The organism is Arthrobacter sp. ISL-72, from assembly GCF_018613755.1.
Classification (GTDB): Bacteria; Actinomycetota; Actinomycetes; order Actinomycetales; family Micrococcaceae; genus Arthrobacter.
The window spans coordinates 1-17,263 of record NZ_JAGGPP010000018.1 but is presented as its reverse complement, the minus strand read 5'-3'; the positions used below and the strand labels follow the sequence as shown (position 1 = coordinate 17,263).

Annotated in this window: 16 protein-coding genes; 13 read left to right on the top strand and 3 right to left on the bottom strand. The window is 66.9% G+C overall.

The window, feature by feature from the left end; translation table 11 throughout:
- Nucleotides 1-14: 14 nt before the first annotated feature.
- A complete protein-coding gene (locus tag J7I92_RS15885) occupies nucleotides 15-1,319 on the bottom strand; it encodes a phosphoribosyltransferase family protein (protein ID WP_214842055.1) in 1,305 nt (434 codons plus the stop codon).
- A 383-nt stretch (nucleotides 1,320-1,702) separates the two neighbouring features.
- Between J7I92_RS15885 and J7I92_RS15880 the strand changes: the two genes are divergently transcribed.
- The 7 genes from J7I92_RS15880 to J7I92_RS15850 all read left to right on the top strand — a co-directional run bounded on the left by J7I92_RS15880 (nucleotide 1,703) and on the right by J7I92_RS15850 (nucleotide 8,784).
- Nucleotides 1,703-2,446 (top strand): GAF and ANTAR domain-containing protein, encoded by a 744-nt coding sequence (locus tag J7I92_RS15880; RefSeq protein ID WP_214842052.1) that lies wholly within the window; start codon nucleotides 1,703-1,705, stop codon nucleotides 2,444-2,446.
- Nucleotides 2,447-2,583: 137 nt separating this feature from the next.
- On the top strand, nucleotides 2,584-3,606 hold the full coding sequence (locus J7I92_RS15875) for a LacI family DNA-binding transcriptional regulator (protein WP_214842050.1): 1,023 nt from the start codon (nucleotides 2,584-2,586) through the stop codon (nucleotides 3,604-3,606).
- Between the two features lie 133 nt (nucleotides 3,607-3,739).
- Nucleotides 3,740-4,972, top strand: a complete 1,233-nt coding sequence (locus J7I92_RS15870) for an extracellular solute-binding protein (protein ID WP_214842048.1) — start codon at nucleotides 3,740-3,742, stop codon at nucleotides 4,970-4,972.
- Between the two features lie 9 nt (nucleotides 4,973-4,981).
- Complete coding sequence (locus tag J7I92_RS15865; protein ID WP_214842046.1) at nucleotides 4,982-5,968, top strand: carbohydrate ABC transporter permease; 987 nt, start codon at nucleotides 4,982-4,984, stop codon at nucleotides 5,966-5,968.
- A gap of 7 nt (nucleotides 5,969-5,975) precedes the next feature.
- Entirely contained in the window at nucleotides 5,976-6,830 is an 855-nt protein-coding gene (locus tag J7I92_RS15860; RefSeq protein ID WP_214842044.1) for a carbohydrate ABC transporter permease, read from the top strand.
- Between the two features lie 68 nt (nucleotides 6,831-6,898).
- On the top strand, nucleotides 6,899-7,666 hold the full coding sequence (locus J7I92_RS15855; RefSeq protein WP_214842042.1) for a ThuA domain-containing protein: 768 nt from the start codon (nucleotides 6,899-6,901) through the stop codon (nucleotides 7,664-7,666).
- A complete protein-coding gene (locus J7I92_RS15850; RefSeq protein ID WP_214842039.1) occupies nucleotides 7,663-8,784 on the top strand; it encodes a Gfo/Idh/MocA family protein in 1,122 nt (373 codons plus the stop codon). The genes J7I92_RS15855 and J7I92_RS15850 overlap by 4 nt, the downstream gene beginning before the upstream one ends.
- Nucleotides 8,785-8,826: 42 nt before the next feature.
- Here the strand turns inward: J7I92_RS15850 and J7I92_RS15845 are convergent, their stop codons facing one another.
- Nucleotides 8,827-9,231, bottom strand: a complete 405-nt coding sequence (locus J7I92_RS15845) for a hypothetical protein (protein ID WP_311380394.1) — start codon at nucleotides 9,229-9,231, stop codon at nucleotides 8,827-8,829.
- Between the two features lie 98 nt (nucleotides 9,232-9,329).
- On the bottom strand, nucleotides 9,330-10,061 hold the full coding sequence (locus J7I92_RS15840; RefSeq protein WP_214842037.1) for a GntR family transcriptional regulator: 732 nt from the start codon (nucleotides 10,059-10,061) through the stop codon (nucleotides 9,330-9,332).
- Nucleotides 10,062-10,244: 183 nt separating this feature from the next.
- On the opposite strand from J7I92_RS15840, the gene J7I92_RS15835 reads away from it, so the two are divergent.
- The 6 genes from J7I92_RS15835 (at nucleotide 10,245) to eda (ending at nucleotide 17,061) form a co-directional block, all read left to right on the top strand.
- A complete protein-coding gene (locus tag J7I92_RS15835) occupies nucleotides 10,245-11,651 on the top strand; it encodes an MFS transporter (RefSeq protein WP_214842035.1) in 1,407 nt (468 codons plus the stop codon).
- Nucleotides 11,648-12,679: an L-idonate 5-dehydrogenase gene (locus J7I92_RS15830; RefSeq protein WP_214842032.1), complete on the top strand. Its 1,032-nt coding sequence runs from the start codon at nucleotides 11,648-11,650 to the stop codon at nucleotides 12,677-12,679. The genes J7I92_RS15835 and J7I92_RS15830 overlap by 4 nt, the downstream gene beginning before the upstream one ends.
- A gap of 51 nt (nucleotides 12,680-12,730) precedes the next feature.
- A complete protein-coding gene (manD, locus tag J7I92_RS15825) occupies nucleotides 12,731-13,942 on the top strand; it encodes a D-mannonate dehydratase ManD (RefSeq protein ID WP_214842031.1) in 1,212 nt (403 codons plus the stop codon).
- A 59-nt stretch (nucleotides 13,943-14,001) separates the two neighbouring features.
- Entirely contained in the window at nucleotides 14,002-14,940 is a 939-nt protein-coding gene (locus J7I92_RS15820; protein WP_214842151.1) for a PfkB family carbohydrate kinase, read from the top strand.
- Between the two features lie 116 nt (nucleotides 14,941-15,056).
- Nucleotides 15,057-16,442, top strand: a complete 1,386-nt coding sequence (locus J7I92_RS15815) for a mannitol dehydrogenase family protein (RefSeq protein WP_214842029.1) — start codon at nucleotides 15,057-15,059, stop codon at nucleotides 16,440-16,442.
- Nucleotides 16,435-17,061, top strand: a complete 627-nt coding sequence (gene eda, locus J7I92_RS15810; protein WP_214842026.1) for a bifunctional 4-hydroxy-2-oxoglutarate aldolase/2-dehydro-3-deoxy-phosphogluconate aldolase — start codon at nucleotides 16,435-16,437, stop codon at nucleotides 17,059-17,061. The genes J7I92_RS15815 and eda overlap by 8 nt, the downstream gene beginning before the upstream one ends.
- Nucleotides 17,062-17,263 lie beyond the last annotated feature (202 nt).

Here is a 17,263-nt window from a genome sequence, read left to right as displayed (position 1 = left end):
AGGGGCGTTGGCGGCTAGCGGGGAAGGTAGCGGACGAACCATTCCCTAGCCAGCGCCGCAGCTTCGGACAACGCCCCTGGTTCCTCAAACAGGTGGGTGGCGCCGGGAACCACGGACAGTTCATTGGGGCATTGCATCCGGGCCTGCGCCCAGCGGTTCAGTTCCAGCACCTCGCTGTCCGCCCCGCCCACGATGAGGCGCGTGGGCGCACGTACGGCGGACAGCCTGTCCCCGGCAAGGTCCGGCCGGCCGCCCCGTGAGACCACGGCCTCGACGCGGGCACCGGTTTCCGCAGCGGCCCACAATGCGGCACCGGCTCCCGTGCTCGCCCCGAAATAGCCCACCCTGCTTTCGGCGGTGTCCTCCCGGCTGGCCAGTGATCGGGCCGCCGCCGAAAGCCGGCTCGCGAGCAAGCCGATATCGAACACGTTGGCGCGGTGGAGTTCCTCAGCCGGTGTAAGCAGATCCACCAACAGGGTTCCCAGCCCGGCACGCTGCAGGAAGGAGGCCACGAAGCGGTTGCGGGGGCTGTGCCTGCTGCTGCCGCTTCCGTGCGCGAAAACCACGACGGCGGCACCTGGCGCCGGCACATACAAGTGGCCTTCGAGCTGCACCGCCCCGGCGTCGATCCGGATGTCCTCGTCGATGCGCTGTCCGTTCGCAGCTTTGCGGCTGCCGTGCCAGCGGCTTGCCGCCGCATCGAGCAGGACCACCACCTCGTCGTCGTCCGTTGGCGAGAAGTCGCGGTAGTGGGAGCCCACGGCGTTGAACCGGCGGGGCGTGGCCAGGCAGATGACTTCGTCGGGTTCCGTGAGGTCGGCGAGGGTGTCGGCGGGCGCCACAGGAACCGCCAAAACCACCTTGGCGGCGCCCAGCTCCCGGGCAACGCGACAGGCAACGCGGGCAGTGGACCCGGTGGCGATTCCGTCGTCGACGATGACTGCGGTGCGGCCCCCGAGATCGGCACGGGTCCGGCCTTTCCTGAACCGGGAGAGCCGGGATTCGAGCACCGCGCGCTCCCGCTCCTCCACGGCTGCCAGTTCGGTTTCCGTCACCCGCACGTGCGAAATGATGTTCTTGTCCAGCACGCGTGCGCCGCCTTCGCCGATGGCTCCCATGGCCAGCTCAGGCTGGAACGGGACGCCCAGCTTCCGCACGACGATCACGTCCAGCGGGGCGTCCAGCGCAATGGCCACCTCAGACGCCACGGGGACACCGCCGCGGGGCAGCCCGAGGACCACGATGTCCTGGCCGCGCAGATACCCGAGACGCTCCCCCAGCCGCCGCCCCGCTTCAACCCTGTCCTCGAAAATGCTCATGGCAAGCCGTTCGCGTCATGGCTCAAGGCCGCCCGCCTGCTCCGGGCAATCCAGTGTGGTGCAAGCCTGTGCGGGGAGGGACTTCAGCGGCCGCTCTATTCCACTATCCGGCAGGCCGCGGGCGGCTGCGAGGGCCTTTCGGCCCGTATTCGGCCTGCACTGAAAGCAGCGCGCCCAGCTATCGGACCGGCCCGCAGTGGGCCATGTCACACGCATCCGGAGCCTGCCGGCAGATGTATATACTTTCCCGGTACGGTTTAGCAGAGAGCCGTTGGATAGTTCTACGATCCGGCTTCTCTGCTGCTCCCCCCGTGATGAACTTCGGGGTGGACAGCCGCGCGGCCGGTTCGTTTTGACCTGAACGAAACGGCAGCAAGAACATCGTGGCCAGCGAGTCGACCGCATACACCGGAACGTCCATCAGCCAGCACCTGCACGAGATGGTGTTGAACAGCTCAGATGTAGAAGAATTCCTTCACGAACTCGCGCGCGTGTCTGCGCGCAGCCTCTCCGAACCGGGCGACGCCGTCCTTTGCGGGATCACGCTGCTGCGGCACCGGAAAGCAGCCACGGTTGCCAGCAGCAGCCCCGAAGCCCAGGCCATGGACGAAATCCAGTACGCCTTTGGGGACGGTCCGTGCATGACAGCCTCCCGGGACCAGGTGACGGTGCACATCGACGACCTCGAGGCGCATCCACGCTGGCCGAAGTACTCCGAAACCGTCCTGGGGCATGGAGTCCGCTCAATCCTCGCCGTGCCCTTCCGGTTGGACGGCGACACCCGGGCTGCACTGAACCTCTACTCCCACCGCCCCCGCCGGTTCGAAGGAAAAGTTATGGAGCTCGCGGAGGACTTCGTCAGCCAGACGTCCATGGCCCTCCGGCTGGCCGTGCGGTTCGCCCACTTCAGCGAGACGGCAGCCAACCTCAAGGCAACCCTGGAATCCCGCACCGCCATTGACGTTGCCATCGGCATCATCATGGCCCAGAACCGCTGCAGCCAGGACGAGGCGTTCGAACTCCTCAAGGCGGCCTCGAGTTCACGGAACGTCAAGCTCCATGGCGTGGCCACGGCCATTGTCGATTCGCTGGGGCAGGGTCCGGTAAGAACGCACTTCGAGCTGTAAGCGGCACCGGGCCCTGCCCGAAATTTTCCTTGCACCCTTGTGTGATGCGTGCCATACTCATTCTCGATGCGCATCGACGATACGTATCGACAACCCTTTTGGATCCGCATCGAAAACCAGCACAGGAAGGGGAAGGCGTGCCAACCAGCAAAGACGTGGCGGAAGCGGCGGGCGTTGCCCAGAGCACCGTCTCCTACGTCCTGAGCGGCAAGCGCCCCATCTCCGAAAAGACGCGCAAAAAGGTCGAAGCGGCCATCGAACAGCTGACGTACCAGCCCAACGCCGGAGCGCGGGCGCTGGCCAGCCGGAAGACCCGGGTCATCGGCCTGGTGATCCCCTTCATTCCCGAGCTCCACATGGCCTCCATCATGGAGTTCGTTTCCGTCATAGCCACCACGGCACGGCAGTACGACCATGACATCCTGCTGGTCACCGAGGACGAAGGAGCCGCCGGACTCCGCCGCGTGGTCGGCCAGCAGATCTGCGACGGACTGATCCTCATGCAGGTCGAAGGCGAGGACGAGCGGCTCCCGGTGGCGCGGACCCTCAACGTCCCCGTGGTGCTGATCGGCATCCCCCGCGACCCGTCCGGGCTCGTCTGCATCGATGCCGATTTCGAAATGGCCGGCGAGCAGTGCGTCCGTGACCTGGCCGCGGCAGGACACTCAGTCATTTCCGTCATCGACTGGCAGCCCGAAGTGGTGGACCGGCACGTCAACTACGTGGACCGCTTCATGGGCGGCACGGACACGGCCGCCCGCGCCGTGGGCGTGACAGTGCAGCACCTGCCCGGCGGCGCGGACCGGGAGACCATCGCCGCCTCCGTGGACAAGGCCCTGGCACAGACCACCGGAGTGCCGGCGTTTATCGCCCCTGACGGTACCGTCCAGGACATCCTCCGCCGGACCCTGGCCTCACGCGGGCTTACCCCCGGAGTGGACGTGTCCGTCATCGGCAGCGCCTCCCCCACGCTCGCCGAACTTCAGCCCATTCCGCTCTCCACCATCGATCTGCGCCCGGGGGAAGTTTCCCGCCGGGCAGTCAAGATCATCTGCCAGCTCCTCTCCACCGATTCGCAGGGACCGCATGAATCCCTGGAGTTGGTACCCACGGTCATCACCCACCGGGCCAGCACCCTCTGTCCACCCCGCACGGCGTAAAGCCCCTCGGCCCGCACGCAAAAACCGGCCCACCTTTCCGGACCTTAAATCTTTTTGACCATCGTCGATACGCATCGACGATTCGCACTACGGCTCACATCCCTTCAAGTCCCTACAACACAAGGAACAGACAATGAAGTCAGCAAATAGGAAAAACCGGCCCCTTGCCGTCGCAGTCACCGCACTGGTGGGCCTGCCGGTCCTGCTCTCCGGATGCGGCACCGCCCCATCATCCTCCAGCGAATCCGTCTCGGAAATCTCCGTCATGGACTACTACAACAACGAACCGGACAAGACCTTCATCGGTGACGCCCTCACTGCCTGCGGCACCAAGGCCGGCGTCACTATCAAGCGCGAAACCGTTCCAGGAAAGTCCCTGATCTCCAAGGTCCTGCAGCAATCCTCTTCCAAGACGCTGCCCGACGTCCTGATGCTGGACAACCCGGACCTGCAGCAGATTGCGGCCACGGGCGCGCTGGCTCCGCTCGCCGACTTCAACATCAGCACGGACAACTTCGCCCCCGGCGTCCTGAGCGCGGGCACGTACAAGGACAAGGTCTACGGACTGGCGCCGACGGTGAACACCATCGCCCTCTTCTACAACAAGGACATCCTTGCCAAGACCGGCGTGACCCCGCCGTCAACCTGGGACGAACTGGAAGCAGCGGCCGCCAAGCTCACCTCCGGGGACCAGTACGGGCTCGCGTTCAACGCCAACCCCACCTATGAGGGCACGTGGCAGTTCCTGCCGGTCATGTGGTCCAACGGCGGCAACGAAAAGAACATCGACACCGAGGAAACCGCCCAGGCCCTGCAGCTCTGGACCGACCTGGTGAAGGACGGTTCAGTGTCCTCCTCCGCGCTGAACTGGACGCAGGCCGATGTCAAGGACCAGTTCCTGGCCGGCAAGGCCGCCATGATGGTCAACGGCCCCTGGCAGATCCCGTCCCTGGACAAGCAGGCTTCGCTGCAGTACGGCGTGGTGAAGATCCCGGTCCGGGAAGCAGGCCAGACCGTGGTTGCTCCTCTCGGCGGAGAAGTCTGGACAGTTCCGCAGACCGGAAACAAGGCCCGCCAGGCCAAGGCCGCCGAAATCGTGGACTGCCTGAACAGCGACGAAAACCAGCTGGGCATGGCCAAGGTCCGCAACACCATCCCTTCGAAGACCACCCTGGCCGACAAATTCGCCGCGGAGAACCCGAAACTTGCCACCTTCACCGAACTGGTAAAAACGGCGCGTGCCCGCACGGGACAGCTCGGCGAGGAGTGGCCCGCCCAGGCCACGAAAATCTACACGGCAATCCAGGCCTCGCTCACCGGCAAGGCGTCGCCGGCTGAAGCCCTGAAGCAAGCCCAGGGACAGTAGGCTCCGGCAATGGCACTGACAACTGATTTGTCGCGGGCAACGCCCAAGGGGAAAACGGGTGCGGGGAAGGCCGGAAAGGGGAATGCCATACCGGCCGCGCGGCGGGGCATCCGCCAGCGGCGGGAGCGCCTCTTCCAATGGCTGTTCCTGGTTCCCGCTGTGGTCTACATGGCGCTGTTCTTCGGCTACCCCGTGGTGAAGAACGTTGTTATGAGCTTCCAGGACTACACCACTGCCACGTTCTTTACCGGCGAAGCGCCGTGGGTGGGGCTGGCGAACTATGCGACGGTGCTGTCGTCGTCGTTGTTCTCCACCTCCCTGCTCAACACGGCGCTTTTCACCGTCGGCTCGATTGCCGGGCAGTTCGTGATCGGCCTGGCGCTGGCCATCTTCTTCCAGCGGAAGTTCCCGCTCAATGGGATCCTCCGGAGCCTGCTGCTCCTGCCCTGGCTGCTGCCGCTGATCGTCTCGAGCGCCGTGTGGCGCTGGATCCTGGACAAGGACAGCGGCACCCTGAACCGGTTCCTGGGCGACCTGGGCGTCGTGGACACCGGGGTGCCGTGGTTGACCAGCACGTCGTTGGCGCTGATCGCCGTCGTCGGGGTGAACATCTGGATCGGCATCCCGTTCAACCTGACCATCCTCTACGGAGGCCTGCAGGAAATCCCGGACGAGCTCTATGAGGCAGGTTCCCTCGACGGCGCCACCGGCTGGAAGGCATTCCGGCACATCACCTGGCCCATGCTCCGGCCGGTGGTGAGCGTGGTCCTGGTGCTCGGCGTCGTCTACACGCTCAAGGTGCTGGACATCATCCTGGGCCTGACCAACGGCGGCCCGGCCAACTCCACCCAGACCATCGCGACGCAGTCCTACGCGCTCTCCTTTGCGGAGTTCAAGTTCGGCGAGGGTGCGGCACTGGGCAACGTCCTGGTGGTCATTTCGCTGGTGTTCGCGGTCCTGTACCTGCGCGCCAGCCGGCGAGCCGTAGATGAGTGAGCAAACCATGACGACGACAACCATGTCCCGCCCCGCAACTACTTCCCGCGTGGCCGCGGACCGCAGGAACTGGGGCTCCACAGCCCTGGCAGTCTTCTTCCTGGCAGTCATGCTGTTCCCGGTCTACTGGATGGTCAACGCCTCGCTGCAGCCCAACGGCACCACGCTGGAAACATCCTGGCTGCCGCTGAAACCGGATTTCACCGGTTACGCCACAGCCATCAGCGAACAGGGCGGCAACCTGGGCACCAGCCTGGTGATCTCGCTCGGCAGCGTGGCGCTGAGCCTGGCCATCGCAGCCCCGGCCGCGTACGCCCTGTCCTACTTCAAGGTCCGCGGCGCCGGCGTGGTGCTGTTCGCCATCCTGATCAGCCAGATGATTCCCGGCATCGTGGTGGCCAACGCCCTGTACACCGCGTACAACGACCTCGGCCTGCTCAACTCCATCCCGGGCCTGATCCTGGCGGACTCCGCACACGGCATTCCGTTCGCGATCCTGATCATCAGGGCATTCATGAACGGCATGCCCGCCTCGGTCATCGAGGCCGCCCGGGTGGACGGCGCCGGCCACGTCCGCGCCTTCTGGTCCATCGTGCTGCCGCTGAGCCGGAACTCGCTGATCACCGCCGGGCTGTTCACGTTCCTCTTCGCCTGGAGCGACTTCCTGTTCGCCCTGACCCTGACCACCACCGAAGCCGTCCGGCCCGTGACGCTGGGCATCTTCCAGTACATCGGCGCCTACGTGAACGACTGGAGTTCGGTCATGGCGACCGCCGTGCTGGCCTCCATCCCGGCCATCATCCTGCTGGTGGCGGCGCAGAAGTACATCGCGGCGGGCACCACCGGCGGAGCGGTCAAATAGCAGCGCACGGCGGCGCACCGCCGTCGAACCTCACCCGACAGACCACCAACATCCTTCAAGGAGAAATCATGACTGAACCGATCCGCGTCACTGTCTGGAGCGAAAACCGGCACGAAAAGCGCGACGAACTCGTCGCCCGGCTCTACCCCGAGGGCATGCACGGCGCCGTCAAGGCCGGCATTGAGGAAAACCTCGGCGCCCGAGTCAACGTCCGCACCGCCACCCTGGACGAACCTGAGCACGGCCTCACCGAGGAAATCCTCGCCAACACGGACGTCCTGACCTGGTGGGGCCATATGTCCCACGCGGACGTGGACGACGAGATCGTGGAGCGGGTGCACCGGCACGTCCTGTCCGGCATGGGCCTGATCGTGCTGCACTCCGGGCATTGGTCCAAGATCTTCACCAAGCTCATGGGAACGTCCTGCACGCTGCGCTGGCGTTCCGAGCAGGACCGCGAACTCGTGTGGACCGTGGACCCGACGCACCCCATCGCCAAGGGCGTGCCGCACCCGATCGTGATCGACCAGCAGGAAATGTACGGGGAATTCTTCGACATCCCCACCCCCGAGGAGCTGGTGTTCATCAGCTCCTTCAGCGGCGGCGAAGTGTTCCGCTCCGGCTGCACCTTCCGCCGCGGCCACGGCAAGATCTTCTTCTTCAGCCCGGGCGACCAGGATTACCCCGTCTACCATCACAAGGACGTCCGCCGCGTGATCGCCAACGCCGTCGAATGGGCCCTCACCGACCGCCCCGAACGCACCAACCCCGAACTGCTGCGCTACGAAACGAACGACTTCTTCAACGGCAAGAGCTACCAGGGAGCCAACGCGTGAGCACCACTTTCGCCACCATCCCCGCCGACGGCACTCCCCTGCGCGTCGTCGTCGTCGGCGCCGGCGGGATGGGCCGCGCCTGGCTTCGGACGGTGGATGAGTCTCCGCTGGTGGAGCTTGCCGGCATCGTGGATCTAGACCTTGATGCCGCCCGCGCGGCAGCAGCCGCCCTTGGGCGGACGCACCTTCCGGTCGGTGCGGGCACCGCCCGGCTGGCGTCCGACGTCGGCGCCCAGGCGGTCATCAACGTTACCGTCCCGGCCGCGCACCACCCGGTCACGGCCGAGGCACTGTCCGCCGGGCTGCCGGTCCTGGGCGAGAAGCCTGTGGCATCCACCGTGGCGCAGGGCCTGTCCCTGGCCGCGGCGGCGGAACTGTCCGGCCAGCTCTTTATGGTCAGCCAGTCCCGGCGGTACAACCGGCAGCTGTTCGAGGCCAAGCGCCTTGCGTCCTCGCTGGGCAGCGTAGGGATCGTCTCGGCTGAGTTCTTCAAGGCACCGCATTTCGGCGGCTTCCGCGACGCCATGGACCATCCGCTGCTGCTGGACATGGCCATCCACCAGTTCGATATGGCACGTTTCCTGCTCGACGCCGATCCCGTCTCGGTCTTCTGCGAGGAATACAACCCGGCCTGGAGCTGGTACCGGGGCGATGCCGGGGCCAGCGCCATCTTCGAGATGACAGGCGGGGAGCGCTTCGTCTTCACCGGCAGTTGGTGCAGTCCGGGACAGGAAACCTCCTGGAACGGGGCCTGGCGGATCAGCGGTGAACACGGAACCGTGCTGTGGGACGGCGACAACGGACCCACGGTGGAGTCAGCCCGTGTGTCCGAAGGAGTGCCCAGCGGGGATCCCGGGCAGGAGATCGCCGGTTCGCTGCGGGACTTCGTCGCCGCGCTGCGCACCGGCAGCACTCCCATGGGGCTGGTCCACCGGAACATCATGAGCCTGGCCATGGTGGAGGCCGCCGTCCTCAGCGCGTCAACCGGAAGCCGGGTCTCCGTGGATGCGCTGCTGGAGGATTCCTACCGGGAGGCCATCCTGGCCGAGCGCGATCCGGGAGCCCTGGAGATCCTGAAGTCCTGGCCTTCGGTCCGCGCCGCGCTGTCAGCTGTCTGAGCAGCGCTGGCTGGAACATCAGCTGGGTAGAACATGTAAGCCCTAGAACATCGGAAGCAGGAAGCCGGCGACGAACGCCGCCGCGCCGATGCCGCTCAGGATCCAGCCAAGGACTCCGGCCGCCTCGCCCCGGACCTCCGGGGCGCTGGTCCGCCACCGGGTAGGCGTCTTCACCGCGTAGTGAATGGTGACGGCGTCCCCCGGGACCATGTGCCGGATGTCGTGCGGAGACATGGGGGCGTTGTGGACCTGGTAGTGGTGGTCATACCAGCGGAACCCCACGCCGGTTTCATCGGAATAGACTACGCCTTCCGACTGCGTCCACTGGTCCTCGAACCGCCGCATTGTTTCAACGGCAACCAGTAGTACCAGGCCGGCGGGCAGGCAAATCCAGGTGAGCACTTCCAGGATGGGACCTGCGATGTCGAGAACTCCGGGCATGGTCATGATGGTACCGTCGCTGCCCTGCCCGCTGCACCCGGCCGGGCCCGCTTTGTCGCACTCGTTTGTCACACAGTCGCCGCCGGGCGAGGGCACGCGCCGGCTCAGGCGAGGCGGGCCACGCTCCGCCGGGTGGGCCGCTGGACGGAGCCGTCGGAGAACAGTCCCGGCGTCGACTCCTGGATCCGCTTGACGTCGTCGAACACGCCGCGGAGATGCCCGCGCAGCGATGCATCCGCCGCCGGGCGGTCATTCCTGGCCAGGGCATCCACCACGGCCGTATGCTGCTCAATCAGCGTGGACACGGGCCGGGTGTCGAGCAGGCTGAGGCGCCGCGCCCGGTCAAGGTGCGCCTTTGCCGAGTTGACGGCCGTCCAGGCTGTTTCGTGGCCCGCCAGCCGCAGCAGTTCCCGGTGGAAATCCTCGTCCAGCCGGAAGAACGCGTCGATGTCGTCCGCTGCTTCGGCGTCCCTCTGGTCTTTCAGGATCTCCCGCAGCCCCGAGATCCCCTCGCTTTCCACCACCACGTCCTGCAGCGACGCGCACTCGATGGCTTCCCGGACGAACTGGGCTTCGGACACGCGGGCCAGGTCCACGAGCGAGACGAACGAGCCGATCTGCGGGAAAACCTGGACCAGGCCTTCTTCGCGCAGCAGAATCAGGCTCTCCCGCACCGGCGTCCGGCTGACTCCGAGTTCCTGAGCCAGTTCGTTTTCGGACAGCGGTGCGCCCGGCGGCAGCTCCAGGGAAATAATCCGGCGGCGGAGCTTGTCGAGGGTCTGGTCGCGCACCGAAAGGCGGGGAGCCGCCTCGATTCCAGGTTTTTTGGTAGCCACGGAATCAGTCTAGCCGTCGTTGACAAACTAGAATGGTAGTGCTTGTATGGTAGTTATCGGGCGGCGCTGCTGAGGCCATCATGAAGCTCCAGAACTTGGCATCAAGCACTTGGCATGCGGCCCTCCCAGATCACCGGCACCTTTCCCCAATTTTTGTTTTCATCGCCTGCAAAGGAGCAACTGATGACCGAGAGCATCGCGCCGCCCACCACCCGGGCCGAGTCCCGGACTACGAAGGACCTAGCCAAGGTTGCCGTTTCCGGCTGGCTCGGAACCGCCATGGAGTTCATGGACTTCCAGCTCTACTCGCTGGCCGCGGCCATCGTCTTCAACAAGATCTTCTTCCCCGACGTCAGCCCCGTGATCGGCCTCATCGCCGCCATGGCAACCTACGGCGTGGGCTACGTTGCCCGCCTCGTGGGCGCCATCTACTTCGGCCGCATGGGCGACAGGATCGGCCGCAAGAAGGTCCTCTTCATCACCATCGCCCTGATGGGCGCCTCCACCACCCTCATCGGCGTCCTCCCCACCTACGCCATGATCGGCATCTGGGCCCCCATCCTGCTCGTGGCCCTGCGCCTCATCCAGGGTTTCGGCGCCGGCGCCGAAATCGCGGGAGCCACCGTGATGCTCGCCGAGTACGCACCGGCCCGCCGCCGCGGCCTGATCTCCTCGCTGGTCTGCCTCGGCACCAACTCCGGCACTCTGGCCGCGTCCGCCCTCTGGGCCATCCTCGTTGCCGTGCTGTCCGAGGACCAGCTGCTCAGCTGGGGCTGGCGCCTCCCGTTCCTGGCCAGCTTCCTGCTGATGATCTTCGCCGTCTGGATCCGCCGCTCCCTCAAGGAAAGCCCGGTCTTCGAGCAGCGCACCGACGTCGTTGACGGCGTCGCACTCTCCAAGGAAGAGATCGCCAAGCGGGACGCCAAGCTCGAGGCCGCCGCGGCCGCTGCTGCCGGCACCAGCACCATCGAAGCCGCTCTCCACCAGCGCAAGGGCAAGGCCTTCCTGATCGCCCTCGGCCTCCGCTTCGGCCAGGCCGGCAACTCCGGCCTCGTGCAGACCTTCCTGGTGGGCTACCTCGCCACCGTGCTGCTGGTCGACAAGACTGTCGGCACCAGCGCCATCATGTACGGCTCCCTGCTCGGCTTCATCACCATCCCGATCATGGGCTTCCTGGGTGACCGCTTCGGCCGCAGGCCCCTCTACCTGGCCCTCAGCACCCTCACCGCCCTGTTCGCCATCCCCATGATGCTGATGGTCACCAGCGGCAACACCGCGGTCATCACCATCGCCATGGTGATCGGATTGAATCTTGGCGTGCTGAGCCTGTTCGCCATGGAAAGCGTCACCATGGCCGAGTTCTTCGGAGCCCGCACCCGCTTCACCCAGCTGGCACTCGCCAAGGAGATCGGCGGCATCCTCGCCACCGCCATCGGCCCGCTGCTCGCCGCCACGCTCACCGCGGTCACCGGGCACTGGTGGCCGCTCGCCGCGATGCTCGTCGGCTACTCGCTGATCACGCTGGTTTCCGCCGTAGTCGGCCCCGAGGTCCGCGGCCGCGACATGGTCCGCCTCGAGGACGCAGTATGAAAGCCGTCGTAGTCCACGGACCCAACGACCTGCGGATCGACGAGCTTCCAGAGCCCGTGGCCGGACCCGGCGAGGTAGTGCTCGACGTCGAATGGGGCGGCATCTGCGGATCGGACCTTTCGTACTGGCGCCACGGCGCCTCGGGAACCGCGCAGCTGAAGTCCCCGCTCGTCCTGGGCCACGAGGTGGCCGGCCGGATCGCCCGGCTGGGTGACGGCGTGGAACACCTCGACGTCGGCCAGCCCGTCACAGTGCACCCCGCCGAACTGGTGGGCGACGGGTCCATGCCGGCACGCCTCCAGGGCAGGACGAACCTCTACCCGCAGGTCCGGTACTTCGGTTCAGCGGCGTTTGATCCGCACACGGACGGCGGCTTCAGCGAACGCAAGCTGGTCCGGGCGGCACAGATCCGTCCGCTGCCCGACGGCGTGGACACCCTCCGCGGGGCACTGGCGGAACCGCTCGCCGTCGCCATGCACGCCGTCAGCCGTGCCGGCAACCTCGCCGGACGGGACCTGCTGGTGAACGGGGCAGGGCCGATAGGCTCGCTGGTGGTCGCGGCGGCCAAGTACGCGGGTGCCAGGACAGTCATTGCCACGGACATCAACGATGCCTCGCTGCGGATCGCGAAGGCCATGGGCGCGGACGAGGTCCTGAACGTCTCCGGCGGCCGCACCCTGCCGGAGGACATGGAACTGGTGTTTGAAGCCACCGGCATCCCGGCCGTGCTGGGCGGCGTCCTGCGGGCTACCGCCCGCGGCGGCACCATCGTCCAGGTGGGGAACCTGCCCGGAGCCCCGGCGCTGGCCGCGCTTGGGGACCTGGTCACCCGGGAGATCACGTGGATCGGCTCGTACCGTTTCGTGGACGAGATCACCGACGCCCTCCGCGCCATGGCCGACGGCCTGGACGTTTCCCCGGTCATCACGCACAGGTTCGGCATCGACCAGGCGGCAGAAGCCATGCAGACCGCCGCGGATCCCACCGCGGACAGCAGCAAGGTCATGCTCCGCCTCTCCCGCAGCTAACCGCCCGCCCTCACATTCCACGCCCCACCCTGAAGTAAAAAGGACCAACCAGTGAAGATCACCGACGCACGCGTAGTGGTTTCGTCGCCCGGACGGAACTACGTGACGCTCGTTATCGAAACCGAGGACGGGATCACCGGCATCGGTGACGCAACCCTGAACGGCCGGGAACTCGCCGTCGCCTCCTACCTGACGGAGCACCTGTGCCCGCTGCTGATCGGCCGCGACGCCCGGCGCATCGAGGACACCTGGCAGTACTTCTACAAGGGCGCCTACTGGCGCCGCGGGCCGGTGACCATGACGGCGATCGCTGCGATCGACGTCGCACTGTGGGACATCAAGGGCAAGGCCGCCGGGATGCCGGTGTACGAGTTGCTGGGGGGCGCGGCCCGTGAGGGTGTCATGGTCTACGGCCATGCGAGCGGCTCCACCCTGGAGGACCTCAGCGCCGACTTCCAGCACCACCTGGACCTCGGCTACAAGGCGATCCGCGCGCAGGCCGCGGTGCCGGGGCTGGAAAAGACCTACGGGATCGCGCCGGTGGACGGCAGGACCTATGAGCCCGCCAGCGGCAACATTCCGCAGGAGGACCTGTGGGAGACCACTGCGTACCTGGACTTCGCGCCGAAGATGATGGCGCACGTGCGTGAACAGTTCGGCTACGGCGTGCACGTCCTGCACGACGTCCATCACCGCCTAACGCCGATCGAGGCCGGCCGGCTGGGCGCCTCGCTGGAGCCGTTCCGCCCGTTCTGGATAGAGGACCCGACGCCGGCCGAGGACCAGTCGGCGTTCCGCCTGATCCGCCAGCACACCACGACGCCGATCGCCGTCGGCGAGGTGTTCAACTCGATCTGGGACTGCCAGCAGCTGATCACCGAACGCCTGATCGACTACATCCGCACCTCGGTCTCGCACGCCGGCGGCATCACCCACCTGCGCCGGATCTTCTCCCTGGCCGACCTCTACGGTGTCCGCTCCGGATCGCACGGCGCCGGCGACCTGTCCCCGGCCTCCTTCGCCGCTGCCCTGCACGTGGACATGAGCATCCCCAACTTCGGTGTCCAGGAGTACATGGGCCACCGCGACCCCGCCGGCGAGGTCTTCAAGACCTCCTACACCTTCACCGACGGGTACATGCACCCCGGCGACGCTCCGGGCCTCGGCGTAGAGTTCGATGAGGAAGCCGCCGCCGCGTTCCCCTTCGCCCCGAAGTACCTGCCAATCAACCGGCGGCTCGACGGATCGGTGCATGACTGGTGAACTACGCAACCCAAAACTCCGTGCGCGATTCCCTCCCCCAGCCTTTCGACGTCGTCGTCATGGGCGAAATCCTGCTTGAGGTTGCCACGGACGTACCGTTCGGCCACGGTGTCCCGGCGCAACTGGGCATCTCCGGCGACGCGTTGAACGTCGCGGCATCAGCCGCGGCGGCCGGCGCCCGGGTGGGGCTCCTGGCAGTCCTCACCGACGACGACCTCGGCCAGGCGATCACGGCCAGGATCCGCGGACTGGGAGTTTCCACCGAGTTGCTCAAGTACCGCTCCGGCCAGCAGGGCGTGTACCTGGTGCACTGTGATCCGGACGGCCAGCGCGAATTTTCCTACGCCAGAAGCGGCAGCGTGGGCTCCTCACTGGGCCCGGACGACGTCGACCCCGCCGTGTTTGCCGCTGCCGGGGCAGTAATCGCCGGAGGAATTGCCTGCGCCATCTCGGCATCCTCCCGGGCCGCCGTCGTCAAGGCCGCCCAGGTTTCCAGCCGCTTTGTTTTCGACCCCAACTACCGTCCCCGGCTCACCACCGTTGAAGAGGCGACGGCGGTCCTCGCCGAGCTTGCGCCGAAGGCCTTCCTGGTCACGCCCTCCTTCCCCGGCGAAACGTCGGCGCTGCTGGCGACGTCCTCGCCACAGGAGGCCGCCGCAAAGCTGCGGTCGCTGGGCACGGCCAATATCGCCGTAACTTGCGGCGCGGAGGGGATCCAGTTGGAAAGCGAAACTGGCTCGGCGTGGATCGACTCGATTCCCGCTCCTGCAGTGGTGGACCAGACCGGCGCGGGCGACGCCTTCGTGGGCACGCTGACTGCCCGGCTGGTCCTGGGCGACGCCCTTTCCGATGCAGCCCGTTACGGTGCGGCAGCGGCCTCGCTGGTGGTGGGAGGCAAGGGCGGCACCGGGTTCATCCCGACGCTGGCGCAGACCCGTGCGCACGCCGCCTCCCCGGCCAACGCACTCAACGGAGGAGGCCTGCCATCACACGTCTGAGCCTCGCCGCGCTGGCCGCATCACGTTCGGACGCGCCGGGTTCCGCCGCCTCAGGACCCGACGCCGGGTCGGGCTACACGGCCCCGCTCGCCGGCAGGGCCGTCACCGCCGGAATCGTGCACCTGGGCCTCGGTGCATTTGCCCGCGCCCACACAGCCGTGTTCACCGAAGAGGCCATGCTTGCCACTGGCGACCTGGGCTGGGGAATCACCGGCGTCACGCAGCGCTCGGACACTGTGGCCAGGCAGCTCGCCCCGCAGGACTGCCTCTTCACCGTGGCCGAGCGGGGTGCCCGAGCTGCACCGCCGCGGGTCGTCGCCAGCATCACGGAGGCAATCTCCGGGCGGGACGACCCCAACGCCGTCGTGGAGCGCATCGCCGCCGCCACGACCACTGTGGTCACGCTGACCATCACCGAAAAGGGCTACCGCTTCGATCCCCGAACCGGCGGCCTGGACCTCTCGGACGACCTCGTACGGGCCGACGTCGCGGGTACCCCGCCGCTGACCGCCGTCGGCCAGCTGGCCCGGGGACTGCAGCGCCGCGCCGAAAACGGCGCTGGCCCCGTCACCGTCGTCTCCTGCGACAACCTGCCGCACAACGGCGGGCTCACCCGGCGGCTGGTGCTCGACTTTGCCGCTTCCCTCCCGGCGCAGGAAGCTGCTGCGCTGACGGAGTGGATCACGGCGAACACGGCGTTCCCCAGCACCATGGTGGACCGGATGGTTCCCGCCACCACCGGAAGCGACCTCGACGGCGTCGAACGCGTCCTGGGGCTGCGCGACGAAGCGGCTGTGGTGGCCGAGCCGTTCCGGCAATGGATCATCGAGGACAACTTCGCCGGGCCGCGGCCCCGCTGGGAGGACGCCGGCGCGGTGTTCACGCAGGACGTCGCACCGTGGGAGGCCGCCAAGCTCCGGCTGCTCAACGCGAGCCACTCGCTGCTTGCTTACCTGGGCATGGCGGCCGGTTATGAAACCATCAGCGACGCCGTGGCCGACGATGCCTTCCGCGCCGCTTGCCGCGGTTTGATGCTGGAGGACGTCCTTCCCGTCATCGAGCTCCCCCGGGAGCTCGACGGCGGGGCGTACTGCGCCGGTGTCCTCGACCGGTTCGCGAATCCGGCACTGGGCCATACCACCGCCAAGGTAGGCAGCGACGGTTCCCAGAAGATCGGGCTGCGGCTCCTCACCACCGTGAAGGACAACCTCGACGCCGGACGCGAACCGCGGTGGGCAGCGCTCGCCGTCGCAGCGTGGATGCGCCACTTCGCGTCCACCCCTCCGGGCGAGCTCAACGATCCGCTCGCAGCGGAGCTGCACGCAGCCCTGCCGGGCACCCGGACCGCGGACGCAGTGGTACCCGCCCTGCTGGGCCTGCGCAGCGTCTTCGACGAAGCCCTCGCCGCCAACCCCACCTTCGAAAAACTCCTCTTGCACTGGTACAGCGCCCTGGACTCCACTGGACTGGATGCGCTGAGAAAAGAGATCACCAATGGCTGACGCCACCCGCATCCTGCAGCTCTCCCCCGTCATTCCGGTGGTGACCATCGACGATCCGCAGCACGCCGTCCCGGTGGCGCGTGCATTGGCCGACGGCGGAGTGGGCATCATCGAACTGACCCTCCGCACCGCCAACGCGCTCACTTCCCTGAAGCTCATCGCCAGCGAGGTCCCGGAGATCTGCGTCGGCGCGGGCACCATCCTCACCCCCGGCCAGGCGGACGCCGCCGCCGAAGCGGGTGCCGCGTTCCTCGTCAGCCCCGGCGTCACCCCGGGACTGCTGCAGCACATGCTGGGCCTCGGAATTCCGGTGCTCCCCGGTGTTGCCACGGTGGGTGAAGTGATGATGGTCCTGGAGCACGGGCTGAAAGCCATGAAGTTCTTCCCCGCCGGATCGGCAGGCGGCCCGGACTACCTCGCGGCCATCGGCGCACCGGTCCCGCAGGTGCAGTTCTGCCCCACCGGCGGCATCAGCCTGGCCACCGCCCCGGATTACCTCAAGCTCCCGAACGTGGCCTGCGTAGGCGGTAGCTGGCTCACGCCGAGGACTGCGGTCGAAGCCAACGACTGGGACAGGATCAGCGCCCTCGCCCGGGAGGCTGCAGCACTCCGGAGCTAGGAGCCTGCTGAATTAATCGCGAGCGTCAAGGCGCGTCGGCTGGACTGGCGCGGCTGGTGGTTAAGACTGGTCTTATGCAGGGACGCGAGGACGCGCAGCGCGGGTATTTGGATGTGGAGGCACTGGCCGGGGAGTTGTTGCCCCTTGCCGTGTGTTCGCTTGTCGTTCCGGTGATCAGTGCTAGTTTTGTTCCTATTGAATA

Coding starts and splice junctions, on each gene's coding strand:
- J7I92_RS15885 (WP_214842055.1), bottom strand. CDS start 1,319: ATGAGCATTTTCGAGGACAGGGTTGAAGCGGGGCGGCGGCTGGGGGAG.
- J7I92_RS15870 (WP_214842048.1), top strand. CDS start 3,740: ATGAAGTCAGCAAATAGGAAAAACCGGCCCCTTGCCGTCGCAGTCACC.
- J7I92_RS15865 (WP_214842046.1), top strand. CDS start 4,982: ATGGCACTGACAACTGATTTGTCGCGGGCAACGCCCAAGGGGAAAACG.
- J7I92_RS15860 (WP_214842044.1), top strand. CDS start 5,976: ATGACGACGACAACCATGTCCCGCCCCGCAACTACTTCCCGCGTGGCC.
- J7I92_RS15855 (WP_214842042.1), top strand. CDS start 6,899: ATGACTGAACCGATCCGCGTCACTGTCTGGAGCGAAAACCGGCACGAA.
- J7I92_RS15845 (WP_311380394.1), bottom strand. CDS start 9,231: ATGACCATGCCCGGAGTTCTCGACATCGCAGGTCCCATCCTGGAAGTG.
- J7I92_RS15835 (WP_214842035.1), top strand. CDS start 10,245: ATGACCGAGAGCATCGCGCCGCCCACCACCCGGGCCGAGTCCCGGACT.
- J7I92_RS15830 (WP_214842032.1), top strand. CDS start 11,648: ATGAAAGCCGTCGTAGTCCACGGACCCAACGACCTGCGGATCGACGAG.
- J7I92_RS15820 (WP_214842151.1), top strand. CDS start 14,002: ATGGGCGAAATCCTGCTTGAGGTTGCCACGGACGTACCGTTCGGCCAC.
- eda (WP_214842026.1), top strand. CDS start 16,435: ATGGCTGACGCCACCCGCATCCTGCAGCTCTCCCCCGTCATTCCGGTG.